This is a genomic window from Streptococcus parapneumoniae, from assembly GCF_037076355.1.
Classification (GTDB): Bacteria; Bacillota; Bacilli; order Lactobacillales; family Streptococcaceae; genus Streptococcus; species Streptococcus parapneumoniae.
Genome location: NZ_AP026968.1, coordinates 2,222,417 through 2,247,498, shown reverse-complemented (window position 1 = coordinate 2,247,498; position 25,082 = coordinate 2,222,417). Strand labels below are relative to the sequence as shown.

Annotated in this window: 23 protein-coding genes; 22 read left to right on the top strand and 1 reads right to left on the bottom strand. The window is 36.7% G+C overall.

Features of this window, described 5'->3' with window-relative positions:
* The first annotated feature begins 4 nt into the window (after positions 1-4).
* From SP4011_RS11020 to SP4011_RS10950, 15 genes are all read left to right on the top strand, one after another.
* On the top strand, positions 5-2,278 hold the full coding sequence (locus SP4011_RS11020) for a G5 domain-containing protein (protein ID WP_338618890.1): 2,274 nt from the start codon (positions 5-7) through the stop codon (positions 2,276-2,278).
* Positions 2,279-2,365: 87 nt separating this feature from the next.
* Positions 2,366-2,788, top strand: coding sequence for a hypothetical protein (locus tag SP4011_RS11015; protein ID WP_338618889.1), 423 nt, complete (start codon positions 2,366-2,368; stop codon positions 2,786-2,788).
* Positions 2,789-2,869: 81 nt separating this feature from the next.
* Positions 2,870-3,097 (top strand): hypothetical protein, encoded by a 228-nt coding sequence (locus tag SP4011_RS11010; protein WP_000402890.1) that lies wholly within the window; start codon positions 2,870-2,872, stop codon positions 3,095-3,097.
* A 9-nt stretch (positions 3,098-3,106) separates the two neighbouring features.
* Positions 3,107-3,856: a conjugal transfer protein TrbL gene (locus SP4011_RS11005; RefSeq protein WP_261085392.1), complete on the top strand. Its 750-nt coding sequence runs from the start codon at positions 3,107-3,109 to the stop codon at positions 3,854-3,856.
* A gap of 56 nt (positions 3,857-3,912) precedes the next feature.
* Positions 3,913-4,287 (top strand): hypothetical protein, encoded by a 375-nt coding sequence (locus SP4011_RS11000; RefSeq protein WP_338618887.1) that lies wholly within the window; start codon positions 3,913-3,915, stop codon positions 4,285-4,287.
* On the top strand, positions 4,229-6,592 hold the full coding sequence (locus SP4011_RS10995) for a VirB4-like conjugal transfer ATPase, CD1110 family (RefSeq protein WP_338618886.1): 2,364 nt from the start codon (positions 4,229-4,231) through the stop codon (positions 6,590-6,592). The genes SP4011_RS11000 and SP4011_RS10995 overlap by 59 nt, the downstream gene beginning before the upstream one ends.
* Before the next feature lie 10 nt (positions 6,593-6,602).
* Complete coding sequence (locus SP4011_RS10990; protein ID WP_338618885.1) at positions 6,603-9,329, top strand: phage tail tip lysozyme; 2,727 nt, start codon at positions 6,603-6,605, stop codon at positions 9,327-9,329.
* 12 nt (positions 9,330-9,341) lie between these two features.
* Positions 9,342-10,022 carry a hypothetical protein gene (locus SP4011_RS10985; RefSeq protein ID WP_338618883.1) on the top strand — a complete coding sequence of 227 codons (681 nt, stop codon included), beginning with the start codon at positions 9,342-9,344 and terminating at the stop codon, positions 10,020-10,022.
* 10 nt (positions 10,023-10,032) lie between these two features.
* On the top strand, positions 10,033-10,272 hold the full coding sequence (locus SP4011_RS10980) for a hypothetical protein (RefSeq protein WP_338618881.1): 240 nt from the start codon (positions 10,033-10,035) through the stop codon (positions 10,270-10,272).
* Positions 10,265-11,149 carry a hypothetical protein gene (locus SP4011_RS10975; protein WP_338618880.1) on the top strand — a complete coding sequence of 295 codons (885 nt, stop codon included), beginning with the start codon at positions 10,265-10,267 and terminating at the stop codon, positions 11,147-11,149. Before SP4011_RS10980 ends, SP4011_RS10975 begins: the two co-directional genes overlap by 8 nt.
* Position 11,150: 1 nt before the next feature.
* Positions 11,151-11,699, top strand: coding sequence for a DUF3801 domain-containing protein (locus SP4011_RS10970; RefSeq protein WP_338618878.1), 549 nt, complete (start codon positions 11,151-11,153; stop codon positions 11,697-11,699).
* Positions 11,696-13,549, top strand: coding sequence for a VirD4-like conjugal transfer protein, CD1115 family (locus tag SP4011_RS10965; RefSeq protein ID WP_338618877.1), 1,854 nt, complete (start codon positions 11,696-11,698; stop codon positions 13,547-13,549). The genes SP4011_RS10970 and SP4011_RS10965 overlap by 4 nt, the downstream gene beginning before the upstream one ends.
* Positions 13,549-13,923, top strand: a complete 375-nt coding sequence (locus tag SP4011_RS10960; protein ID WP_338618875.1) for a hypothetical protein — start codon at positions 13,549-13,551, stop codon at positions 13,921-13,923. The genes SP4011_RS10965 and SP4011_RS10960 overlap by 1 nt, the downstream gene beginning before the upstream one ends.
* Before the next feature lie 67 nt (positions 13,924-13,990).
* Positions 13,991-14,215: a multidrug transporter MATE gene (locus SP4011_RS10955; protein WP_338618873.1), complete on the top strand. Its 225-nt coding sequence runs from the start codon at positions 13,991-13,993 to the stop codon at positions 14,213-14,215.
* 60 nt (positions 14,216-14,275) lie between these two features.
* The gene (locus SP4011_RS10950; protein WP_338618870.1) at positions 14,276-14,527 is read left to right on the top strand and encodes a hypothetical protein; all 252 of its coding nucleotides are present in this window, start codon (positions 14,276-14,278) and stop codon (positions 14,525-14,527) included.
* Here SP4011_RS10950 and SP4011_RS10945 read toward each other — a convergent pair.
* A complete protein-coding gene (locus SP4011_RS10945) occupies positions 14,513-15,472 on the bottom strand; it encodes a hypothetical protein (RefSeq protein ID WP_338618868.1) in 960 nt (319 codons plus the stop codon). The two genes, SP4011_RS10950 and SP4011_RS10945, sit on opposite strands and share 15 nt — an antisense overlap.
* Positions 15,473-15,770: 298 nt before the next feature.
* Here SP4011_RS10945 and SP4011_RS10940 point away from each other — a divergent pair, with 298 nt between their 5' ends.
* The 7 genes from SP4011_RS10940 (at position 15,771) to SP4011_RS10910 (ending at position 25,031) form a co-directional block, all read left to right on the top strand.
* Positions 15,771-15,998: a hypothetical protein gene (locus tag SP4011_RS10940; RefSeq protein WP_101785761.1), complete on the top strand. Its 228-nt coding sequence runs from the start codon at positions 15,771-15,773 to the stop codon at positions 15,996-15,998.
* Positions 15,995-17,344, top strand: coding sequence for a hypothetical protein (locus SP4011_RS10935; protein ID WP_338618867.1), 1,350 nt, complete (start codon positions 15,995-15,997; stop codon positions 17,342-17,344). The genes SP4011_RS10940 and SP4011_RS10935 overlap by 4 nt, the downstream gene beginning before the upstream one ends.
* An 11-nt stretch (positions 17,345-17,355) precedes the next feature.
* Positions 17,356-21,522 (top strand): PBECR4 domain-containing protein, encoded by a 4,167-nt coding sequence (locus SP4011_RS10930; protein WP_338618865.1) that lies wholly within the window; start codon positions 17,356-17,358, stop codon positions 21,520-21,522.
* Positions 21,523-21,570: 48 nt separating this feature from the next.
* Positions 21,571-21,879, top strand: a complete 309-nt coding sequence (locus SP4011_RS10925) for a hypothetical protein (RefSeq protein WP_338618863.1) — start codon at positions 21,571-21,573, stop codon at positions 21,877-21,879.
* A 247-nt stretch (positions 21,880-22,126) separates the two neighbouring features.
* Complete coding sequence (locus tag SP4011_RS10920; protein ID WP_419965944.1) at positions 22,127-22,468, top strand: plasmid mobilization protein; 342 nt, start codon at positions 22,127-22,129, stop codon at positions 22,466-22,468.
* Entirely contained in the window at positions 22,459-24,135 is a 1,677-nt protein-coding gene (locus tag SP4011_RS10915) for a helical hairpin domain-containing protein (RefSeq protein ID WP_338618860.1), read from the top strand. The genes SP4011_RS10920 and SP4011_RS10915 overlap by 10 nt, the downstream gene beginning before the upstream one ends.
* An 89-nt stretch (positions 24,136-24,224) precedes the next feature.
* Complete coding sequence (locus SP4011_RS10910) at positions 24,225-25,031, top strand: ParA family protein (protein WP_338618858.1); 807 nt, start codon at positions 24,225-24,227, stop codon at positions 25,029-25,031.
* The last annotated feature ends 51 nt before the right edge of the window (positions 25,032-25,082 follow it).

Below are 25,082 nucleotides of genomic sequence, written 5' to 3'. Positions count from 1 at the left end.
AATTATGAGAAAATGGAAACAGCGTTGTAGTGTAATCCTAGGACTAACAGTTCTAGGATTTGCGAATTTAGTTGAAGTTGTTACACCGTTTGTAGAGACCACAAAGGTTTATGCACAAGAGAATAGTAACGTAAATGGTAATACTCTAACTTTTACGGCTAAGTCTAGAGAAGAAATCAATCGAACTACAGAGAAGAAGATAAAGCCGATGGATTTATTGGTTTTGTTAGATTTTTCACCTTCGAATGAATATAATTTTACTAAAATGCTTTCAGATTTGAAGTCATTGATTTCAACAATGTCTGACGAAGATCAAATTTGGTTGTTTAGTTATGGTGGAAACTATTCAGATTCTTATAAAGCTCAAGATACTGGAATTGCATCTGGAAAGCCGATGAATAAGAAAAATCTTATTAAATTATTAGAAAATAAGCAAATCAAAAGGTATGATTTTATAGATTTATTCAGAAAAGAAGGCTGGAATATATCAGAAGATAGTATCGGGAAAGATTTTTCAGAAATATATGATAATTATAGCGGAAAAAAGAATTCTTATGTTTCAACAATTCAGTTTACTGATGACTGGATGAGTACAGAAACAATAGATATTCATTATGCGACATGGGCAAAAAATCATGCTAAAACATTTTATACAGTTACCTATGATGCAAATGAGGGTAGCCACTCTGTTGAAGTTATGAAGGCGGCAGGTCATAATAATATTTTTATATCTAATGACTCTACGAATGAATCAGAAAGACAAAAAGCAATTAATGCTCAGTTTGCTAAAACAGCTGTTGAGGAAATCAAAGAAGAGAAAGTTTCTGTGAAACAAAAAGGAACAGTCTCTATTAGTCCTGAAGCAGACTTGACATTAACATCAGCAGAATTAGTTTCTCCTAATGGTCAAAAAACTCCTCTAACTATCACCAATAATACCGTTTCTTGGTCAGGTGATTTAGATAATGGTTCTTATACTGTTAATTATACCTTTACTGGTACACCGTCTGTAGAACGTAGTATTCGCAGTTCTGTAACAGTAGATGGTAAAAAAGTAGATGAAAAAATCAATATTCTCAGACCTGAAAAAATTGCTTTTGAAACCAAATATGAAGAGGATCCATCGCTGGCTGCTGGTCAAGAGAAAGAAAAGCAAGCTGGTAGTGAAGGTTCACAATTGGTTTCTTTAAAAGGTGGTAAAGTTATTTCAACTACTATTACAAAACCTAAAGTTGATCGCATTGTTCTTAGAGGAACTAAAGGATCAGACGTTGAGGTGAAAACAGAAGACATCTCTTTTAACACAACTTATACAGAGGATCCTGAGTTAGAAATTGGACAGACCAAAGTTGTAACTGAAGGTGCTGTAGGTCAAAAAGAAATAACAAAGACTTATGTTACTCAATCAGGCAAACGTGTAGGGGATCCAGCTGTCACAGAGAAAATCCTTAAAAAAGCCGTTGATAAAGTAATTGCAAAAGGTACAAAGGGGCAAGATGTAGATGTTGCAGAGTCTGATATAGCTTTTAAGACTGTTTATACAGAGGATCCTGAGTTAGAGTTTGGACAGGAAAAAATTGTAACTGAAGGTGTTGTAGGGGTTAAAAGAACTACTAAAACCTATGTAACTCAAAAAGGAGTTCGAACGAAAGATGAACCATCTATAAAAGAGGAAGTCCTCAAAGAAGCTGTTGATAAAGTAGTAGCTAGAGGCAGCAAATCAGCTGTTGCGACTAAGGAACTAGATTATAAAACAAAATATGTTGAAGACAAAGAGTCAGAAGCAGGTAAAAAGACAGTTGTTACAAAAGGTAGCAAAGGTCATGAAACAACCACGATTACCTATAGTTTTAATTCTGAAACAGGAGAAGTAACCGCAAATGAACCAAAGGTTGAAAAAACTGAATCTGTAGACGAAGTGATTTCAGTAGGGACTAAGCCCAAAGTTGAAATTAGGGAAACAGAATTTAAAACTGAAAAACGAGAAAATAAAGATTTAAAGAAAGGTGAAGAAAAAATTATTCAAGCTGGTGTTAAAGGTAGAGAAACAATTACGACAACTTATTATCTTGACCCAGATACAGGAGAGGTAAAAGAAAACAAACCGAGTCTTGAAAAAGTAGATCCTGTAAATGAAATTATCGAAGTAGGCACCCAAGCTGAAAAAGTATTACCTAATACGGGAACTAGTTTATCCAATTTCTTGACTTTGACAGGAATCATTGGAATAGCATTAGGAATCTCTGTAATAATCTATAGGAAATTAAATAAAAAGTAGTAAAATATAATGTAAAAACAATATAAAAATATTGTTAAGGTTGTCGATTTATGCTATAATAACGGTAAATCGTGGAGGAGTAGAGTTATGAAATTAGGGAGTGATTTTTCCTGGTTATGGGTAGCTATCATTAGGATTTTTACAGCTCCCTTTTATATCGTTCTTTGGTGTATTAATGTTGTGAAATCAGCGTTTGGAGTTGTCATACTTTGGATTGTATCTAAATGTTGTGTTGGATTAGTTCTGTTTTTGCCTTTTTGGCTTTTGATTGATATCTTACACTGGATTACTCCTTCGGTAGGAGATGCTTTTTTCCGATGGTACGGAATTCATGTTATGGGTTTTGTTCAACGTGCTTGGATTGATGGCGCAGTTCATGAATTTCCAATACCTGCAGGTGGAACTAATTTCCTCCCCTATCCACATATTGAGATTCCGATTATGATAGTACTTACTCTTCTATTAGCTACTGTTCGGACGATTTATCGTGAAGAATTTGATGAATTATAAAAATAATATTGTGTTTGGCACTGTAGAAATCTCTGCAGTGCCTTTTGTTATAAAAAATGAAATTAAAAGAGGTAAAACAAAATGGAAATTATTACAAAAATTATTACTGGTCTAGGTGTAGTTGGAACAATCACAGGTCTTATCTGGATCTGGAATGGTGCTGTTGATTATATTCAAGGAAGAAAGAATAAAGATAAGCAAAGACAAGATGATGGGTCTGATTCTATGATTAATGGTGCATTTTTAGCTGTTGCTTCTGCTGGGATTGCGGCTGCAGTCGTTGCATCACTGTCTCAGCTAAAATTTTAGGAGTAGCCTATGAATTTAGATATTAGAGAGCTGACAAGCTCTCTTTCTAGTTACAGCTCTGCGACAAACCAAGCTGTAAACATAATGGCTGATGCAGTCAGACCTATTGGGTATATCCTTTTAGGTCTTTTTTTCTGGTTTGAGATGGCATCATGGTCACAAATGGTCAAGTCCAGAGGAGGTTCGCTAACCCAAAAGATATGGTTAGAGGCCTTGATGAAGTATTTATTTGCTTTCATCATGATTTCTGCCTCATCTCAAATTTGCGATGCCATTCTGGAATTACTTAATATTATTGTAAAGGTAATTGCTCATGTAGTACCTTCACAACTTGATAAATATCAATATGCGCAAGGTGCTGTCAAAGGTTGGTTTGAAAAAATGATTTTTGGTCTCGTCGGTGGACTAACTGAATTCATAGCTAATATAATACTTGGAATCATCATATTTCTAAGGTATTTAGACTTGTATATGCTTAAGGCTTTAGCTCCATTATTGGTGGCGTTCTTTATGATGGATTCTTTACGATCTGTTACGATTAACTTCCTGAAATATTTTGCAGCGTCAGCCTTTATAGGAGTTATTCTAATTGTGGTATCTGTTGTATATAGTGGTTTAGTCACTACAGATATGTTAAAAGTTGCGGCAGGATCTAGTGGAAGTTGGGGAACAGCATTTGCTTCAATCGCTAAAGGTGTTATATACATCTTTACACTTGTTGGAACTAGTCGAAAAGCTAAGCAACTTTTAGGAGTGTAATCCATGTGTAGAAAAATTAGAATTAATCGATGTGAGTTTGTATGAGAGGAAACTAATTGAAAAAAATTGGATCAGAATTTTTAAGAGAATTTGAAAATGAGGACAAGCCCATTCTATTTGGATTAACAGGTAGAATGATTGTTCTATACGTGTGTTTGATAATAGCTGTCTCAGGGACAATTGCTATATACTTCTTTGGTTTGCCTGATTGGTACATTTATCTGTGGGATGCTCTATTTGTCGTTCCTGGTGCAATGTACGGTACAGGCATGACAAAAAGAATGCGGATTAAAGAAAAAATCAATTTCTTTTTCCGAATCCAACAAAGAACCTATGAGACAGAATTTGGAAAGGTAGGAATGTATACGAAAGATGAGTTTATTCAAAAGCAAAAGAGAAAAACTAGAAAACGCAGAAAAGAAAAGAATTGAGCGCTTGCGTCGTCAGATGAAACCTACGACGCAAAATACGATCAATTACACACTTCTACATGAAGATGGATTGATGCACGTTGCACGTGAGAAATATTCTCGTAGCTTTATGTTGGGAGATGCTTCTTACTCGACAGCTCAACAAGATGAAAAAGAGAGTATCATCGATACAACGATGGATGCTCTTAATTCACTGGATGAGGGTAGTAACTATCAACTCTTAGTGATTAACCGTCGAGTATCGGATAACTCCTTGCAGAATATCTTGTTTGAAGAAACAAATGATGGTTTTGACGACTATCGTGAAGAGCTAAATAAGATGATCAAGGAGCGATTTACGACACACGCTAACAACTTCGAGGTACATAAGTATGTGACCATTTCAACCAAAGCGGATGACCGAAAACAGGCTCAGTTGATCCTACAAGATATTGGAGTTTCCCTAGGAACTCAATTTCAGGAATCTGATATTATTTTCAGGGATATGAATGGTTTGGATCGTCTAAAAGTCTTTTCTGAGTTACTACGAGGTAACCCGTATGTCAATTTCGATTACAAAGAAATTGCTTTGACAGGTTTATCTACTAAATCATTTATTGCGCCAAACAGGATTGAATTTCAAGAAAAACGCATGATTATAGATGATAGTTGGGTCAAGGTACTTTATGCGCACCGCTATCCAAACTGGATGTCTGATCGACTTATTCGGGATTTAACAACACTAGGATTTGAACTAGCTATTACTATCCATGCAGAACCTTATGAGAATGTTGAAATCTTAGAGAAAATTGACGATGCTGAAACAGATGCTGAAATTGGGAAACTTCGTTCTAAACGTAAGGCCGCTAAATCTGGTATTTTTGATGATGCGGTTGTGGCTGGTCGTGACCAAGAAATTTCAGAGGCTACTAAGAAGTGGCGAGACGAGATTACTGAGTATGATCAGAAAATCTTTTCTGGTTTGATTGCAGTGTATTTTAAGGCAGAGAGCCAAGAAGAACTACAACGTAACAAACAGAAGATTAAGCGTGCTGGCCGTAAATTAGGGGTAGAGTTTGAGGATCTTTATTATTATCAAGAAGAGGCTTTGAATACGATTTTACCTATCGGTGAGTGCTTCTTGAATGTGAAGAAGAATTTTATGAGAAAGATGACGACAGCTAATATTGCTACGCAAGTCCCTTTTACCAACGTGGACTTGAAGTCTGACAGCTCGCTTGCTCGCTATTATGGTCAGAATCAATTATCAAACAATATTATTACACTAGATCGAAAACGTGATTTGAATACTGGTTCAGGTGTTGTGCTGGGTTCCTCTGGATCTGGTAAGTCTACTACGATCAAGGGTGGAGAGGTTATTCCGACTTTGCTGAAATACCCAGAAGACCGAGTTATCATCGTGGATCCCGAAGATGAATATTCTGATATTGGCCGTGCTTTCGGTGCTCAGATGGTGGATATTTCAATCGGTTCTAAAACACATATCAATCTTTTGGATCTACCAGATCTGGATCGTTTGGACGATGAGGATGACGATCCGATTGGAGATAAGGCAAACTTGTTGATGGGATTGTTTGAATCGATTCTGTCAGAGGTGACAGATGCACAGATTGGAATTATTGACCGAGTGACAGGTATGACTTATGAACGCTATTTGACGGAGAATTTTACCCCAACATTAAAAGAGTGGCACCAGGTCTTGAAAGAACAACCCGAACCCGAAGCACAAGACTTAGCTTTAGCAGTAGAGACCTATACAACTGGTTCTCAGGACATTTTTGCTCACAATACCAACGTGGATCTCAATCATCGCTTTGTTATCTTTAATCTGAAGAAGTTGTCGCACAAATTGAAGCCGTTCGCTTTGATGGTGATTCAGGATTATATCTGGAATCAAATTGTAGAGAATCAAGGGAAATGTACTACATGGGTTTACTTTGATGAGATGCAGATTTTATTTAAAAATAAGGCACAAGCTGATTTCTTTACTACCCTGTATTCACGGATTCGGAAATACGGTGCGATTCCAACAGGAATTACACAGAACGTAGAAACACTAGCTGCTGTTGAAGAAGGTCGGAAGTTGCTCTCAAATAGTGAGTTTATGATTTTACTCAAACAAAAACCCCAAGATTTGGCTATCCTAAAAGAGATTGTCAATCTGACCGATAAACAGATTCGCTACTTAGCCAAACCAAAAGCTAAAGGTACTGGCTTAATCGTAGCTGGGCCAGTTGTGGTGCCATTTGAAAATCCAATACCAAAGAATACTAAGTTGTATAACTTAGTCGCAACAGACGCTTAGGAGTCTCACTATGGATCAGGAGAAAGGCAGACCAAAAACAATCGGTCATAAGTTAGATCAAAAACTGGAGACGGTTCGTAAGAATTACCGAACGGTTCAACAAGATAGCGCAAAACAACTTACGAAGCTACAATCTCAGACTCACTCTAAACGTCAGTTGGTAAAGAAGAGTCGGAGCCAATTTCGAGCTTCTAAGAACAAGGTCAAGAAGATACAAAAAGAGTACAAGAATATCCAGAAACAAGGAAAAAACCTTGAAAAAGAAGGAAAGGCACTTCGTCCAGAGGAAATTAAAAAGCAGGCCTTCCTTAAGAAGGAATTAGATAAGGCGAAACTGGAGAAAAAAACTTCTAAAAGAACTTTTAAAGTTGCTCAAGAGGCTAACGGTGATTCACGTAAGAAGAAGTTTTATCGTGCTACTAAACAGGCTTTAGAACGTTCTGCGAGTCAACAAGCTAGTTCTGCAGCGCATCAGGATGATACACTGTCAGATATAGCACGAACTAAATATCGGTATCAGGATATTCAGATTCAAGGGAAACGGATCAAAACGATTGGGAAGTATAGCGGTAAAATTGGCCAAGGAATGGTTAAATCGAGCTATAGCCTTGGAAATAGAGCCTACAATAAGGCTAAAGGAAGAGGTTTCACTCGAACTCCAAGAGAATTTTCTTGGGAAGGAAAACTCTCTCGTCGTATTCAGGATTATAAGAAACGCTTGGCTGCTTCTAAAACAGGGAAAGTGGCTAAGAAAGCGAGGAAGTTCTATCGTGTAGGTTCTAAACCGCTTCAAGCTATTATCAAAAATCCATTTAGCTTAAAGGCTTATCTGATTGCTTTTGGTCTGCTTTTGTTTCTAGCTATACTTGGTATTGGTAGTTCAGGAATTACCCGTCAAGATGAATTTGATTTGAATGATACTTGGTTGTATCTTTCAAAATTGGATCGTGAAAAATCGGATGACAAGGTAGATTATTGGACAAATATTGACGATCCACTTCTGTACTTGAATTATAAGTATGATGATATTTCAGATAAGCTTCGTATAGACGGGAATAAATATTTTTCACAACAGAATCGTGGAAAACTTTACTTAGATACCTTATGGAAGAATTTGAATGGGGATAAAGACAATCTTAAAACGATGGAAGAGCTTTATACTAAAAATAATCTCTATAAGCTTGATAAGGACGAGTTAGAGGAGTATAAAGAACTCTTAGAAATTGCTAGAGATAGCGGAAAATATATGTTGCTTCAAGAACTAGATAATCCATTTTATACAGAAGATCAGCCTGAATCAGAAGCTCCCCTTCAGATTATTGAACGTTTTGGATATAAAACGAAAACGGAAGTTTTTAATGGCTCTGTTTTGCAGGCCTCAGGAGGTCAGTCTCTGTTAGCTGTTTTAGATGGGAAAGTTGAAGTTAAGGGGAGTGACATAGAAATTAGTGATCAGGATTCTAAGTTTCTGTATAAGAACGTAGATACGATTCGCTATAAAACAGGCGATCACGTCAAAGCTGGAGATATTATTGGAAAGGTAGCACCTGAAGGAAATCAAACCGTTTATTATCAAAAGCTAGAACCTGATCGATCAAATAAGAAAGATAAAGATGGGAACATCAAGAAGAGCTGGACTTATGTTAATGTCGGTTTTTACTTCCAGCGTGTAGAATATACCCAAGCAACGTCTGTTGTCAGTAATATTGAAACATCTGGAGATAAAGGAAGACGTGCAAGAGCTTTTGCGGATGCAATCAAAAAAAATATACCAGAAGCAACAGATGAAGGAATCGCAGCCGTTTTGGGAGGATTTGATATTGAGAGTTCCATCACCTTTAAACGCTATGAAACAGACTTTCTAACCAATAATCAGTTTGATAAAGTTGCTAAAGAGCCAACTGCAGAAAATCTAGTTGGCAACTGGGGAGCCTTTCAAGCTATGTACCCTACCTTGCCTCTAAATGAAAGAGGTTATCTAGTCAACGGTTTACACTATATAGGGATTGGGATTGGCCAATTTACTGGTCCTCGTGCTCTTGCATTGTGGAATTTTGCAAAAGCTGTGAATGGAGATATTTGGTCTGCAGAAGTCCAAACAAAATTTCTTCTGGAGGAAGATGATCCAACTAGACGTGCAGCATTCAGAAGAATTGTAACATCTACTGGATCCGTAGAAGCTCTTACGGAGGACTTCTTGAACGCTTGGTTGGGAGTACCAGGTAATAAGCTCTTAGAACGACAAAATGCAGCTCGTCAATGGTTGAATTTCTTAAAAAATAAAGGAGGAGGTTCGACAGGTGTTTCTAGCAAGCAAGTTCCAGCAGAATATAAAGATAAGCTACCTTATGGACTACCTACCGATCAAGCACTTTTAGAAGGACAAGGATATTCAGGTAACGCTTATGAACTAGGGAATTGTACTTGGTATGTCTATAATCGCTTTGCTCAAATTGGAGTTGGCATTCATCCCTATCTAGGAAATGCCAATCAGTGGGTTGATAGTGGCCAAGCGCAAGGATATGACATTTCAACGACTCCTAAACCAGGTTCTGCAGCTGTATTCATGAATGGTGTAGCTGGGGCATCGCCAATCTATGGTCATGTTGCTTTTTGTGAGTACGTTAATAGCGATGGTAGCTTCTTAATGTCAGAAATGAATTTTGGTGGTTTATATGTATCAAGTTGGCGTACCTTGAAACCACAATCAGGTATCTATTTTGTTACCCCTAAATAAGAAAGGAAAAGAATGTATAATCAAAAGTTAATCAAAATGGTAAAGGGACTCTTTATGGGATTCATTGCCGTTTTATGTATTGTATTGGGTTATTCTATTTCTCAAGTACAACAGAATTTGAGACAGACTAGTCAAAGACAGGAAGAGGTGAAGCAAGATAAAGAAGAGAAACAGCAGGAACAACTTTCTCTTACTGAACAGCAGGTCGAGGACTTCCTAATTGCTTACTATACCAAAAAGGATTTAGAAGAGAATCGACCACGCTATAAGCCTTTTATGACGGATTCCATGTATCAGGAAACTATTCAAGAAGAACAGAAACCAGTTAATCAGACCTATAAGGGGTATGTGGTTGACCAAGCTTTTGAATCGGGATCTATATACATTGATAAACAACATAAAATTGCTTTAGCTCAGGTTCAATATACTAGTACCACCCTAACAGAGAAAGATAATAGGGCTTCTAAGGGGCTTACTGGTAGCACTAAGACTACAATTCGGTTGACCTATGTAGAAAAAGCAGGGAAACTATTGGTCAATAAAATTGAACCTATTGTCTTGACTGAGGCAAAGGGGCAAAGTATAGGAACCTATTCAGATACTAGCAGTTCAAGCTCGACTACAGTTTCCTCTACATCAACGGCAACACCGACATCTTCTGAACCAACAACCGCAACTAGTAGTAACCAATAAGGAGAATTGAATGAATAAAAAAATAGAACAACTTGAAGGTAAACTTGAGAAAGTGAGGAAAGATAAGGAAAAAGTGCAACGACAAAAAGAAGAAGCAGATAAAAAAATCAAGAATTACATAAATCAAGAAAAAGATTTGGAAGCACAGCTTTTTGTTGCTCTATCAGAAGAAAGTGGCTTATCCTATCAGGAAATGAAGGAACTCATTCTTCCATCACAATCAAGTAACCAAGGAGTGAACCATGTATAAAATTATCAATCAACTGACTAATCAAGAGGAAATATTTGAGCACCGAGATGACTTGTTATCAAGGCTAGAAATCATCAATGAGCGAATGAAGAGTAATAAAATAAACGGAATCTATCGACTTTATTCTCTCAATTCTGAAGGTGAAATCCTACAAGAAGAAAGTCTTGAAATACCTTTTGTTGGCATCATTGATCAGTTGTTGGAAAATTTTGGTATGAGTGCTGGAAAGAAAAAGAAAGGTTTGCTTCATTTTTTAGAAAAACATAAAGAAAAGACTTCCTTACCAGTCGAACGAGAATTCCAATCTCAACCAGAGCCTGAACGAGAAGACCTAACGTTAAAGAAAGAAGCAGATAGGAATCGACAAAGGATTGCGGAGCTGGTGGCTAAAAAGCCTCAGAATGATATTGGAGAGGAAGTGCCTTTGGAAGATAAAATTACCTATTCTTCTAGTGAATGGACTACAGATCATTTCAGTAGATTGGATGCAAAAGAGGTAGAACGAGGAAAACCTGCAAAAGCTATGCCTACACAAGAAGTAGTTTCTATTGTTGAAAAATCAATTCAGGAAGAGAATCAATCTCTTCCTGTTAAACAAGAAGATAAGGGGAACGTTGAGCCTTCCTTCTCTCTTTCTCATGCGACGACAGTAGAGTTACCTTCAGAGGTTATTGATAGCTTTGAGGCTCAGACGGTTACTTATAAGCAATCTATTAAAAATAAAATCAAATCTAACGAAGATTTTATCAAGGAAGCAAATGAGGAAATTGCTCAGTGCCAAAATAGGATCGATGAGTTGAAACAACAGATTCTTGTGAAAGACTCTCAAGCTACTCAATTGAAGGATCTTTATTTCAAAATTGAAGAGGTGAGCTAAAATGGAACAAGAACAAGTGGTAGCTCAATTAGGACGGGCAACTCTTGTGACAGGAGAAATCATCTTAAAAGGACTCTTCCTGGCTAGCTCTAAGGCGGTTGAAATGTATCAAGCCAGAGGGGACAATGTCCTCTTTACTGGTGAGACAGACTGGAATAAATTCATGGCAACGGCAGATACGAAAGAAGTCCAGCAATTACTACACAATGAAGTCAATCTCGAGGCAGTTCGAAAAGAACTTGGTCAATACGGGATTGGCTTTTCTTTTTATACACATCCTGACGGTAAGACAACTCTTGCTTTCAATGCAAAAGATAAAGGAGTTGTCGAACAAGCCTTTAAGGATGTCTTAGAAGGAATCACAAGAGATCCGAGAGGATTCAATGAGCGGAACCTTAAAAATAGGAAAACAACTTCTTTTGCGGAGAAATTGCAACATTTCAAAGCAGTTGAACAAGAGAAAATTTCTTCCCTCCAGGTAAACATTCATACGAAGGAGTTTGTTCTTCCAGAAAATATCGAACCACAGATTGGAGGAAAAATGAAGTGATTACAGAAAAGAAGAAACGGAGACTTAGACCGTATTTGTTGTTAGGAATTGGTCTATTCTACCTCTTTCATTGGTTCTTTAAACTATGGCTGTTAGCACCAGATACTGATTCAGTAACGGATGTATTTGGATTTGGAAAGCTTAACTGGATGAATGACCATCTAAACGATAAATCTTGGTTTGATTTTCAATTTACTCCAGCTTCTTTATTAATTGGTCTGGGCGGATTTTTGATTGCTTTTCTACTGTATTTGAGAGTATCTGATACGGGGACTTACCGCTATGGAGAAGAACATGGATCAGCTCGTTTTGCGACAAGAGAAGAGTTGATGAGATTCCGAGACGAAGAACCTGAAAAGAATATGATTTTTACCCAGAACAGTCAGATGGGACTATTTAATAACCGCTTGAGCTTTGAAAATCAGATTAATAAAAATATTCTGGTGTATGGAGGTACAGGGGATTCAAAGACACGTAGTGCTGTAAAACCGAATATATTACAAGCTAACTCTAGTTTTGTAACTACAGATACCAAAGGGATTTTGATTCATGAAACAGGGAAATCACTTGTAGAAAAGGGTTATAAGATGAAGATTTTTGATTTGATTACTTTCCTGAATTCAGATGGCTTCAATGTTTTTAGATATATTCATAATGAAATGGATATAGACCGAGTGGCAGAGGCTATTACAGAGTCTCTCAACAGAAATGGTCATGAGGGAGATCCTTTTTGGCCAGCAGCCAATAAACTCCTGATGCGTTCTCTAATTGGCTATCTTTATTTTGATGGTAAGCTCGATCACTATCTGCCTAATTTAGGGCAGGTTACAGATATGATTCGAGAACTGAGACGGAATCATCCAGAAGCGGAGAGTCCTGTTGAATTGATGTTTGAAGATCTGGAAAGAAGGAGCCCAGGGAATTATGCTAGTAGGCAGTGGGATCTATTCAATAAAAACTTTGATGGCCAAACACGGGCTTCTGTTTATGCTATCTTTGCGACTACCTTCTCAGTGTTTGACCATGAGCAACTAAGAAAGATTATTGAAAAGGATACACTGGAGATTGAAAAATGGAATATTGAGAAAACAGCAGTTTTTATTCATATTCCAGAAGTGGATCCAGCTTATCAGTTCTTATCTGCCCTTCTTTTTAGTACCATTTTTGATGTTTTGATAAAGACTGCAGATGCAGTTATATTAGGTGAGTATCCAACAAAGACTAAGGAAGACCTATTACATCTACAGGTGTGGGCAGATGAGTTTGGTCAGATTGGGAAGATTCCTAATTTACCGCCAATTATCTCTGTTATTCGTTCTCGAGAGATTTCTATCAAGATGATGGTACAATCTCAAAGTCAGATTGAAGTGTTATATGGTAAAGAAAATACGAAGACGATTATCAATAACTGTGGTGCTATTCTTTATTTAGGTTCCAATGACTTGGACACGCTTAAGTACCTATCTGAGCGATCAGGGAAGCAAACTTTGAATGATCAGAATTATAGTGAGAGCAGAGGAAGAAATGCCAGTAGTTCTAAGCAGAACTCTAAAATTGGTCGGGAATTGTTGACACCGCATGAGGTTGCCACGATTGGAACAACAGAAGCCTTACTCTTTCTATCCAAACAAAATGTCTTTCGAGATCAAAAATTTAACCTGGACACGCATCCGAGAGCTTACCTCTTAAGTAATGGCCCGAATGATGACAACTGGTATCGATACAAGCGCTATTTGAGCGATATTGATGAGTGGAAAGCCCAGGTTGGGGAAGAAAATGTTATTCATATTGGGATTAAGGAAGTTGAGGAAGTTCCTCTCAAAGTGAGTGAGAAAAGAAAGGAAATCTAATGGAATTTTATGACTCTTATTGCGTTTTAATTGCTATAAATTGGGATCAGTATGTGTGGCTACATCAGGAAGGCGAAAAAATAACCTGGCATGAAAATTTTGCTCATGCAGGTTTTTTCCGTGATTTTAATACAGCTAAAAGGGTAGCGGAAACTCATTTATTAGAAACTTTTGGAGCCATAGGTTTCTATAAGATTGTTGGTTTTTCTACAGATGAACTTGGCTATATAGAAACTAGGAACCAGATTGAAAAAGCTGCAACTATCATCAAGATTCGTAAGGGAAAAATAAAGAAATATCTATATGCTTCGAGGGATTCAGAGGAAAAGATTGTAGCAGATGAGAAAGGTATCCAGGAGGCCATAAATGACTAAAAGGGTAAGGCTAAGTAAGTGGGCCGAGACAGCTTTTCAAAGATTGAAATATGTTTAAGGAGGTAGTATGCATCAATTTTTAAATTCTATTGTGCATGGCGTGGTTGGAACTATCTTGATTGCAATCTGGTTTGTACCGCTCTTCAAGATAACTATATGTGATAACTTTGGAAATGAAATCAAAACGAAAAGGCTACCATTAGCCTTCTTAATGTTACTAAAAAGTGTTTGGCCGAAAAGTAAGGTTTCATTTATTTGGAAAGGATATAAGAAGCATGAGGATCAGAGATAAGCCATTGGTATAAAAATATAAGTAGGTACTATGAATAATTAGAAAGGTGAAAATAAGAATATGGAACAAAAATATTACGCTGTCCTTATGCAAATAAATATTGGGAAAAGTGTCTGGTTAGTCCCACAAAAAAGTGGGAAACTAGCTTGGTCAGATGAAATTAGTGGGACAAGGGTTTTTAATAGTTATGAGGAAGCTAGGGAAGCTGTTGAAAATCATTTTCTAGAGAATTTTAGATTTATTGGTTCATACAAAATTATAGAGTTCACTTATCAAGAATTGTTAGATTTTGAAATATTAACTGATGACTAAATAGTCCAAAATATCTTCATAGCTTACGTCGGGATTAATGTATTTCTTAGAACTATGCTTAACAAACTTTCCAAAGTAAAATAGTTTAAGAGGTTGTTCATCTTTTGATGCTTTTTCTAATATTTTAAGCTTTCCTTTAACTCCATGATGGCTAGCGAGACTTTTGTTAATCGTTATAGTTGGATAATTAGAGTCTTGATCAATTGTGCATAAACTATGGAATCTAACTAAAAAATAACTTTTTTCAGGGTTCTCTTTGTTATCAATAGACTTTACTGTTGCAGTATCATAATAGATATGAACATCTTCCAGGTTTATTCCTCTTTGGTTTGCTTCTTTTAGATTGACAAAGTATCTTTCGAGTTGGATTTCTCTTTTATATTTATCATAGAATGTATACTTCTCTCCAGACTGGTATTCTAAAAAATAATTGACTAAGTCTCTGAGTTGTTTCACATGGCTACGGAAAGTCCTCTTGTCCTCATCAGTACAAGAGGAATGAGAGCTCTGACGATGCATTTCATCTTTATTTGACTCAGAAGAAAAATTGGATTCGTCTTTCTGTCTAGGATTAGTTACAGTAGCCAATATCCCTTTAACAAGGTCTAAGTCAACAATCAGTTTATTTTTCTCACGGTAAAAAGAGATATGATTTTCAGACGTTACTTCTTGTTCCCTTTGTTGATAATGTTCAATCATACGTTGACAATTATTAGGGTCATGTTTTTGATTTCTTGCTCCAGGAGTAAAATAAGGAGTTTTATTAAAGCCCGGATTGTTGAAGTTAGCTAAGGTTAATTTGAAGGAGCATTTTTCTCCACATTGAAATTTTTTGGCATCAGTTAAATGATTAGGAGTTCCGATTAGAGAACAGGAAAAATCAAAGGCTTCTTTTGGGGTTACGTGTTGTTTTAATTCTAAACTATAAGCAGATTGAAAAGACATAAATAATTACCTCACTAATAATTTTTATTTTATTTTATCATTATTTCACATAGAATAGAAAGGATAAATCTATCATGATAGATGCAATCAAGCGCTGGATTGAAAAGATAAAATCTAGCCCAATTCTGAAGCCATTTATTAAGACTAAAGTTTGGTTTCAAGAGAATATTATTAAGAGAAAACTGGTCATTTTCTCAATGTTATTTTTGATCTGGCAAAGACTTTTCAATAAATAAAAATAGCAGGTAATGAAACAGTTCTAAAAACAGAGCTGTTTTTTTGATGGAAAGGATAAAGTATGAATTTAGAAGAACTCAAGCAACGGCGAGATGAGCTTGTGCAAGACAATGCTTGGATGGATAATTTAATTAAGGAAAAAGAGGAAGAGTTATGGGAATTGAAGGTAAGAGGTATTGCAGCTTCTGAGCTAGCGAGATCGGCATTGGAATCTGCTTTACGTTCTGCAGGTATCGTAGATACCTTTTACGGACCAGATAATGGAAAGAAAGGAAATGAAATAGAATGAATACACTACCACAAAAACACTTTAAACGAATGAAGCGTGAAGTTGAGGAAGAAACTGCTCGAGGGATTGGTTATTTTGAGGGGATTTTAGAACATATCCCTTCTTACCCCCTGTCTGAAGCAGTAAAAGAGTTGGCTTTATCTGGCTGGATCACTCCTCATACAGATGTCATTGATGTCCAGAATATGATTGTTACAGAATCTATAAAATGGATGAATTACCAGGACTTCAAAGAAGTTGCTCCCTACTTGTTTTCTTACCCTCGAGAGCAACGAGAGAAAGATTTATTGGTTCAACCAGTGAAAATCTCCAGAGAGTATTTTGAAGAATTACAAGCCAATGCAGAAGAATTATTTCACTTGAAGCAAGACTTGCTTCAGGTCAATCATCAATTAGATGCTAGGATTCGGGAATTGGAGATGGATCAGCTACCCAATGGCGATCAGGTCATTGGAGTTGATCCGGAAGCTGAGGAGGTATTGTTACTACGAACTCCAGAAAATGCTCAGGTTGAGGAGTGGGAGGTTCGTAAAGATGGCTTGATTACTGATTATCGTTCCAATCTTTCAGAATATGCTCAAATTGTAGATACTTTGCTTGAAATGGAGAATCCAGAGATCGATACGATTCTTTACGAAGAAGTAATCAACTATTCTAAGAAAACTTGGCCAGATTCAGAACCGATTCAACTTCCAGAAAATATCAAGGAACTATTGAATCAAGAGGGCAAGCTTGACCCCTCATATTATCAAATAGCCCAGTTTGAAACAGTAAAACAAGCCTATATCTATGGAATGATTTCAGCTAGTTTTCAGGAGCGTTTCCCTCATTATTCAGATTTCGTTAGGAACTATGTAGAAGATAGAGAACAATATGAGTTTTTCAACTATCGTACAGAAGCCATCTCACTAGCACAGGAAATTCTAGTACCACGTTTAGGTGATATTAATCAGATTTTAAGTACGAACAATCAGGAGTTAATCGTTCAAGAGGTCGTTGGTTATTCTCAAGGTGAAAGCTGGGAACTAGCTTATTTACGGGATACAAAGACGGAAGATAGAGAATCTGTTCGCTTCTATCTTGAAAGTGAGATTGGAGCTTGGTATAAGGGAAGTTTAACAGAGTTGGCTATTATCCGCTTTGAGGATATTGATCTAGAGAAAGGATTTAATGGCCATCAGGAAGCGGTCTATCATATCGATGAGAACTTGTTAGTTCAGGATAAGCTGAAACAAGTCCAACTTCATATTCCTGATTTAAAACGTTTTGTAGAAGCAGAAGAACTTGAGAGAGAACAGACACAAGATATAGTAGCAGAAAAAGAAGAGCCAGAATTTTCATTGTAGGGAGGTAACAGATGACATTAAGCAAAGAGGAAGCCAAAAGATTATCTATTATTTCTGTTGCAGAGCAGCTAGGTATGGAGTTAAAGCGTACGGGTAGCTATAGTTATACCTGGACAGAGCACGATTCATTTGTAATCGATACAAGGAAAAATGAATTTCACTGGAATTCAAGAACTGAATTTGGAGATGTTATTCAGTTAGTTCAAACCATACGAGGTGTTTCTTACAAGGAGGCGATGCATTTTTTAGAAACTGGAGAATTTAAGGAAGTCGATGTAGAAGCTCAGACAGCTTCAAAAGAGCCTTTTAGCTATTACTTGGAAAGATATGAGCGTCAGGATTTCAGCGCTTCTAGAAGCTATTTGAAGGCACAGAGAGGCCTTTCAGATGATACGATTAACTTCTTTATTAGCCAAGGGAGTATAGCGGAAGCAATCCGAAAAAAAGGAGACTATTTTGAGCCTGTGATTGTCTTTAAGTATAAGGACAACACAGGCTTTTTAGCTGGAGCGAGTCTTCAGGGAATAGTAGAGAATCGGGAGCACTATCCTGAACGTGGACGCCTAAAACAAATTATGAGAAATTCAGACGGACAACTAGGCTTTTCAATTGATATCGGAACACCAAAACGTTTGGTCTTTGCGGAAGCTCCAATCGATTTAATGAGCTACTATGAGCTTCATAAGGATAGGCTTCAGGATGTTCGCTTAGTAGCTATGGATGGAGTAAAAGAAGGAATCATTAGTAGACGGTTTATGGAATTGTACGCAGAGATAAATGATAAATCCTATCAAATCAATCAGAATACTGGGAAAGCTCTAGAATTAGTAGCCAGAACAACAAACTATTTTAAAGACGGTCAGCATCAGGATATGATTACCTTGGCTGTAGATAATGATATGGCTGGCCATAAATTTATAACTAGTCTGCAGGAAAAGGGAATTCCAGTACAAATTGAGATACCACCTATCCTTCATAGAGACCAGGAGAAGGAAGATTGGAATGACTTTCTGAAGGGAGGGAATAACACTCCTAAAGAGTTAGCACATGTTTATACAGTAGATGAAAAGTCCTGGCATTACCAGGGCTTTTTTGAGAAGGAACTAGCTCTTGCAAAAGCGCAAGAGCTAACTGCAGATGATGTAAAAGTCTTTGTGTCAGATAGACAATTGACAAGGGAAGAAGTCCGTCAAAAATATCAAACAATCATTAATCAAGAAAGAGGGAGAAAAAATAGTATGTCGGAATCGTACGAGAATGGAACTAAGTATGAAGCGCAGGAACAAATTCAGAGCACAGAAAAAACTCCTGAGAGTACTCAGGAGCAAATGAATGATAGGGCCAGTGGTGGAGAGGGCTATTCACAGCCTGATGCTGTGGGCAGTGCCGAACCTGAAGCTGAATCATCAGCAACCTTTGAGCAAACTGTTACCAGTCACCCGACATCACCCTATCGTTACTTACAGTTTAGCACAAATTTTGAAGAAGTGCAACGAAGATATTCAAAATATCATCCAATTACACAAGCTGATTTAAAAAAAATGAATCAGTATGCAGGCTCTATTCAGAGGTCTTCTCAATGGTATTTAGAAGAGTTGGCAAATAGTAAAGTCTATTATTTCTACTCAAATAATGGAGAAGTAAATTTGTTAGATGTTAGTTTTAAACAAGAAAACTTTTTACACTTAACAGGAATCAGGCCAGTTGTTCCAGGTAGAAATGCTGGAGATTTTGTAGTCGATTTTGCTGAGGGAAGGGGAGACTATAATCAAATACTGGTTAGTAATAGTCTAAAAGAAAAATTACAAGTTATTCCTATGTTAGAGGATATTCTTGATCCTAAATCGTTTGTTTTGGATAATTTAGATGAAGTAAGAATTGCACAACGACTTAACTTTTCAGAAGCTATTAAGAGTAAAGACGAGGATTTCTTACTTCTTTTCAAAGATATAGGAGATGAACGTGTCCCTGCATCTCTCATGAAAATTAAGAGAGATCTAAGAGTTGATGTAGAGAAAACTAAGGAAAAAGTTATTCTTGGTGTTTTCCGTGAACGTGATGGCCATATTGAACAGTTATCGATTAACGAGGATTATATTAAGGATGGGGGCAAAGAATTGCAATCGATTATGGCAAATGGCTTGTTTGAGGCAATTCAACCAAATGAGATTGACAAAAACAACTACAATGTCCGCCTTCAATGGGCAGAAAAGCATGATGGTGGGCCAATTTTACCTTTTAGCGAAACAGAGTTGGTGGATTATCAGTCTTTTGCAAAAGAACTATATAAGCAGAATAATATCTATTACGACAAATATCATGCGAGTGTAAGTGATCGAATGAACCAGGTAGAAGGTGCTTCCTATATCCCTTTTACAAAGGTTCAATTTGCCTTGTACAGCCCTGATGGTGAACTGATTCAGGATGGCATTCGTTACGATATTGGGGATGAGATTAACCCAATCGCTAACAAAGAAAGACTTGGTACACGAGAAATGCGAGAGCATTCAGAGTTGATGAAGATAGATGGGGCGATATTCACTCAGTATCATCTGGAGAGATTGGCGAGTGAACTAGATATTTCTCAGTTCAGCTACGCTTTAGAAGATATTCCGTATGCAGATCAACTGCTATCCCAACTCCCATTTGGAGATTTGGAAAATAGTCCAATTGGATTTACAGATAGTAGTCATGATGCTCGTCTTGGATTTATCTCTTTTGATGGAATGGATAGTGTTGAGGTCGAAAATTTATCTGCTTGGTTTGAGAAGTTAGGAGTCAAGGATTCTCCGTTGGAACAAGTAGCTCTTGTAGAAAAATGGCAAAAAGAAATCAAAAGTTTATCAGAAAAAGTTGAACAAACGATCGCCACAGTTCGAGAAGAATTTGAGAAATCGCAAGTCAAAAATTTACAAAATACACCAGATAATCCATACGAAAAAATTTATCAGTATAACCAAAAAGATGAGAGGGATCGTGATTTGGATGGTGATGGTATTTCCAACTCCGATGAGATGTTGCAAGGAACAGATCCATACAACAGTGCTTCTAACCTTCATAAAAGGCAGGAAGATAGAGAAAGAAGGACAGATGCTGAGGTGGCTGCAGGAGCTGTTATAACCGAAGCAATTGCTGCTAAAAGTTCAGAACAAACCATTTCCCAGTTAGTCGCAAATAAAGATACAAAAGCTTTAGCTGAACATTTGAAAGAAGGAATGAAGAACTATTTGGATTCAGAACAGTTTAAATCGTTCTTGGATACGATGAGTAAGTTTCACAACTACTCACTCAACAATATTCATTTGCTGAAGATGCAAAATCCTAATGTTTCCCAAGTTGCTAGTTTCAATAAATGGAAAACAGATTTTGACAGAACAGTTAAAAAGGGTTCAAAAGCTCTGAAGATTTGGGTTCCGTATCAAGTGAAAACCAGTATTCCTGTTCATCAAAAGGAGTTAGATTTTACTCCAGCTGAAAATGAAATGGGAGAGAAGGAAGTCACTGTTACTCGATTCAAGTTAGGGAATGTCTTTGATGTATCTCAAACAGAAGGAAAAGAATTGCCAAAAGCAATTAATGAATTGACTGGAGATGTTAAAGATTATGAAGATTTGTACCGAGCAGCCAAAGCTGTTTCAATGGATAATCAGGTTCCTATCAGTTTTGAAGAAATTAAAAGAGAGAGCACAAATGGTTATTACTCTCCAGATGAAAATCGAATTGTTATTTCAAAAGGATTAAAGGGTCAAGAACAGATTTTAAAAACCATTTTTCATGAAATGGCTCATGCAGATTTACATAGAGAAAGCAATGCCCAATATGGGGACGACCGATATCGTAAGCAAGAATTACAAGCTGAAAGTGTCGCCTATGTCGTGGCTAATCATTTTGGTTTTGATACGAGTAGCTACAGTTTTGGATATTTGGCTATTTGGGCAAAAGATAAAAATGGTTTTGAAGATATGGTAGAACAACTGCAGGTTGTTCAGAGGGAAGCAAAAAGTTTGATTGATCGGATGGATGCTAAGTTAGAATTAGTGAAAAATAAAACTGTGACGAAAGATAAGTTTGCTGATAAACTCAAACAGGCAAAAGAAAAATCTGAGCAGTTGGGGAATCAAAAGGCGGAGGCTGTAAAGCAGGTGGAAGAAAAAAAGTCCCTGAGCAGCCCTCAATAATGGAAGCATTAGTTCGTAGGAAGAAAAACAAAAAAGGAGAAACAGAAGATGATTGAACATCTAAAACAAGAAACTTTTAATCTTTTAATGGAGATATTTTTTATAGATGAAACTACAGATTCGCCAAAAGTGAATGAAGTCAACCAGCACATTTCACGTAAAGAATGCCTCTATATTCTTCGTAGAGATATGCGAGTAAAAACAAACTATGAGTTAGAAGAAGTAGAAATGTATCCCGTTGCACTTAAAGAAATTGAGGGAATGAGTGATGAACGATTTGAGCAACTAAAAGACGAAATCCTTAAAACGGAGATGGTTGATACAATGGAACTTCTACAGGAAGACTTAAAAGTTTAGTCAAACTTTTCCCTCGTGATAGAACAAGATTCCTGCTTGCAGGGATTAGGGGATTGGGGATTTCCCCAAAGATTTAAAAAGTCAAGAATGGTCAGGTGCACACGCTGACCATCTTTGACCTTTTTAAAAACAGCATTTGGGTACCCAAGTGCTAATCTTGCCAGAAGAAAAGGGCTCTAAGCCCCTTAAGCAAAATTGCCAGAATAGAGGTGAAGATTTTTTGAAAAATAGAGAAAAGCGAAAACGAATGATTCAGAAAAAAATTCGTTTAACGGAAGAAGAGGCACGGTTCATTTCAACAAAGATTGCAGAATCTGGAATGACAAATTTTAATGCCTTTGCCCGAATTATGTTGATTATGGGTGAGGTCAAAATCTTAAATTTTGAAGAATTGAGAGAACTACGTAAGGAAATAAATCGGATAGGGGTCAATATAAATCAGGTCGCAAAAAAGGTAAACGAAGATGAGCAGGCTAGTCTAAATGAATTGAGTCAGATTCTTGAATTGCAGAAACATTTGAAAGATACAGTCAGCCAATTTATCCAAAAACAGGAAAATCAAACAAAGGATCAAGAGCGATGGTTGTAACAAAGGTTCTTCAGATTAAGGGTGTAGCTTCTTTAGGACGGTCTACAAAATATATTGAGGATGAAGCAAAGACGGTCGAGCTGACTGATACAAAAAGTTTAAATAATGCTTTACGCTATATTGAGAATCCATCTAAAACGAGTTTTTTAGAACAAGATGAACAGTTTGAATTTCCAGCAGTGGTTAAAGATGGCCGAGTAGTCAAGCAACTGGTATCTACTTATGGAATTACAGACGCTAGCACAGCGACAGAAGAATTTCTTTTGACCAAAAAGAATGCGGCTCAACGAGCAGGGACAAAAGAACTATCTGATATTCAAAATCCGAATCGGGTTTTGGCTCATCACATCATTCAATCATTTTCTCCTGAAGATGATTTGACTCCACAAGAAATTCATGAGATTGGTCGAAAAACGATTTTAGAATTAACTGGTGGGCAACATGAATTTGTCATAGCGACTCACATGGATAAGGGACACATTCATAATCACATTATTTTCAATTCAACTAACTCTGTTACCTTAAACAAATTTCGTTGGCAGAAAAATACTGCTAGAAGTCTATTTAATATTTCCAATAAGTACGCTGACCTAGCTGGAGCTAAAATTCTCAAAGAGAGATTATGGACTAATCGAAAAACGTATCATGCTTACCGAAAGAAAAATTCATTTCGTTATGAGATTAAATCTCGTTTAGATTTCCTTTTAAAACATTCAAGCTCCTTAGAAGATTTCAAGTCTAAGGCACGAGCTTTAAATCTGATAGTTGATACTTCAGGAAAGGAAATAAAGTATCGTCTGACTGACCAAGATCAAACCAGAAATGTTAGGGATCGCACTTTATCAAAAAAAGGAAATTATTCTTTAGAGAAAATTTCTGAGAGAGTGGTTGCTAACGAGGTAACCTTATCTGTTGATGAAATAAAATCCGAATATGAAAAAATGGTAGCAGAACGAGAAGATGATTTTGAAATGAGAATCACAGTTGAAGAATGGCAGGTGATGGAAGAAACAAAAAATGGAATCTATCTTGAAATGGAATTTGGGATTAGAAATAAGGGAACTATTCTGATTCCTGCTCATCAGATTGAAAAAGCAGAAGGTGGCTCTTATGAAATTTTTATTAGGAAAAACGATTTCTATTATTTTGTTAATCCTGAACACGCTGATAAGAATCGTTATATGAAGGGAGAAACAGTCGCTTCCCAGTTGTCGTATGATAATGGAGAAATGATTATCCGAAAAAATCCTAAAATCTCAACTATGGATCAGCTTGTTCGTGAATATAACTATCTATCCGCTCATGGAGTGACAGAAGGACAGCAATTTGATGAATTGTTAAATCGTTTTGAAGAGGAACTAGAAGAAGTAGATAACTTGCTTGATAAATTAGATCAACGCTTGGGTGATCTTAATAAAATTCAGTCTGCATTTCTTGCACTGGAATCCAATAATCCTCAAGAAGTGAAACTAGCTATTTCCATTTTGAAAGATTTGAGAGTAGATCCTAGTACTCGAAAAACTGAGATTGATAAACTTATTAAAGAAGCGACCTTTGAGCGTCAGGCTTTGTATCAGAGAGTAGAAGCAATTACAAAAGATTATAAGTTACATCAAGATATTGAGAAAAATGTGGAACAGCGAAAGGAAATAGAAACTTCATTGTAAAAAAATAATTATAATTATATTTATAAACATGTTGACAAATATAATTATAATGGTATAATAGAAATATAGAAAAAGGATGGAGAAATAGAATGAAGATTATCACATTTGCCGCTATCAAAGGCGGTGTTGGAAAAACAACTTTGACATTTAATTATGGAGAATGGTTGGCTCGCAAAGGTCATAAGGTTCTCTTTATAGATTTAGACCATCAGTGTAATTTGACTCAGTGCTACAATATTTACGAAAGTCAGAATACGATTGCGAATGCTTTCAAAGGAGGCGACGTGGATATTAAGCAAGTCAAGGAAAATATCAGTCTAATTCCAGGTTCAGTTCAGCTGGACTCGGTGGAACGAGATCTGGAGAATAGCGATAAGAAAAATATGTTACTTTATCTTTGGCTAGAGGATAACTACGAAAAGAAGAAGTTGGGTCAGTTTGACTGTATCTTGATTGATTGTAGACCAGACTTTGCGACAGCTACAAAAAATGCTGTAGCGGTCAGTCACGCTATTATTAGTCCCTTGACTCCTTCGGAGTTTGGTTATAATGCTAAATTCAATTTATCAACTCGGTTAGAAGCATTCAGAAAGGATGTGATCGACTATCGTACCAGAGAATCATACATTACTGCTGAATTATATTTCTTAGCAAATATGATCCGACCAAACTATGGATCATCAAGAGAATTACTGGAAGCATTGGGACTTGAAGCAAAAGAAAAGGGAACAGATAACCTTCTAGGGATTGTACCAGCAAAAGAGTTGTTCAATCATTCCACGATTGATAAAATCTCTATTGCAGATATGGAGGAAAATCCAGAGCTTTATCAAAAACACAAAAAGTTTTTCACTGAGCTGGAACAGACTTTTTCAAAAATTTATGATACAATATAATTATGTTTATAAATACAAATACAATTATAAATATAATTAGAAGGAGATTGT

Bases quoted from the DNA above. Each gene is read 5' to 3' on its own strand.
- SP4011_RS10910 (WP_338618858.1), top strand. From the start codon at position 24,225: ATGAAGATTATCACATTTGCCGCTATCAAAGGCGGTGTTGGAAAAACA.
- SP4011_RS11005 (WP_261085392.1), top strand. From the start codon at position 3,107: ATGAATTTAGATATTAGAGAGCTGACAAGCTCTCTTTCTAGTTACAGC.
- SP4011_RS10925 (WP_338618863.1), top strand. From the start codon at position 21,571: ATGATTGAACATCTAAAACAAGAAACTTTTAATCTTTTAATGGAGATA.
- SP4011_RS11020 (WP_338618890.1), top strand. From the start codon at position 5: ATGAGAAAATGGAAACAGCGTTGTAGTGTAATCCTAGGACTAACAGTT.
- SP4011_RS11015 (WP_338618889.1), top strand. From the start codon at position 2,366: ATGAAATTAGGGAGTGATTTTTCCTGGTTATGGGTAGCTATCATTAGG.
- SP4011_RS10920 (WP_419965944.1), top strand. From the start codon at position 22,127: ATGATTCAGAAAAAAATTCGTTTAACGGAAGAAGAGGCACGGTTCATT.
- SP4011_RS10955 (WP_338618873.1), top strand. From the start codon at position 13,991: ATGCATCAATTTTTAAATTCTATTGTGCATGGCGTGGTTGGAACTATC.
- SP4011_RS10950 (WP_338618870.1), top strand. From the start codon at position 14,276: ATGGAACAAAAATATTACGCTGTCCTTATGCAAATAAATATTGGGAAA.
- SP4011_RS10980 (WP_338618881.1), top strand. From the start codon at position 10,033: ATGAATAAAAAAATAGAACAACTTGAAGGTAAACTTGAGAAAGTGAGG.
- SP4011_RS10915 (WP_338618860.1), top strand. From the start codon at position 22,459: ATGGTTGTAACAAAGGTTCTTCAGATTAAGGGTGTAGCTTCTTTAGGA.
- SP4011_RS10930 (WP_338618865.1), top strand. From the start codon at position 17,356: ATGACATTAAGCAAAGAGGAAGCCAAAAGATTATCTATTATTTCTGTT.
- SP4011_RS10935 (WP_338618867.1), top strand. From the start codon at position 15,995: ATGAATACACTACCACAAAAACACTTTAAACGAATGAAGCGTGAAGTT.
- SP4011_RS10995 (WP_338618886.1), top strand. From the start codon at position 4,229: ATGAGTTTATTCAAAAGCAAAAGAGAAAAACTAGAAAACGCAGAAAAG.
- SP4011_RS10945 (WP_338618868.1), bottom strand. From the start codon at position 15,472: ATGTCTTTTCAATCTGCTTATAGTTTAGAATTAAAACAACACGTAACC.
- SP4011_RS10985 (WP_338618883.1), top strand. From the start codon at position 9,342: ATGTATAATCAAAAGTTAATCAAAATGGTAAAGGGACTCTTTATGGGA.
- SP4011_RS10970 (WP_338618878.1), top strand. From the start codon at position 11,151: ATGGAACAAGAACAAGTGGTAGCTCAATTAGGACGGGCAACTCTTGTG.
- SP4011_RS11010 (WP_000402890.1), top strand. From the start codon at position 2,870: ATGGAAATTATTACAAAAATTATTACTGGTCTAGGTGTAGTTGGAACA.
- SP4011_RS10940 (WP_101785761.1), top strand. From the start codon at position 15,771: ATGAATTTAGAAGAACTCAAGCAACGGCGAGATGAGCTTGTGCAAGAC.
- SP4011_RS10960 (WP_338618875.1), top strand. From the start codon at position 13,549: ATGGAATTTTATGACTCTTATTGCGTTTTAATTGCTATAAATTGGGAT.
- SP4011_RS10990 (WP_338618885.1), top strand. From the start codon at position 6,603: ATGGATCAGGAGAAAGGCAGACCAAAAACAATCGGTCATAAGTTAGAT.
- SP4011_RS10975 (WP_338618880.1), top strand. From the start codon at position 10,265: ATGTATAAAATTATCAATCAACTGACTAATCAAGAGGAAATATTTGAG.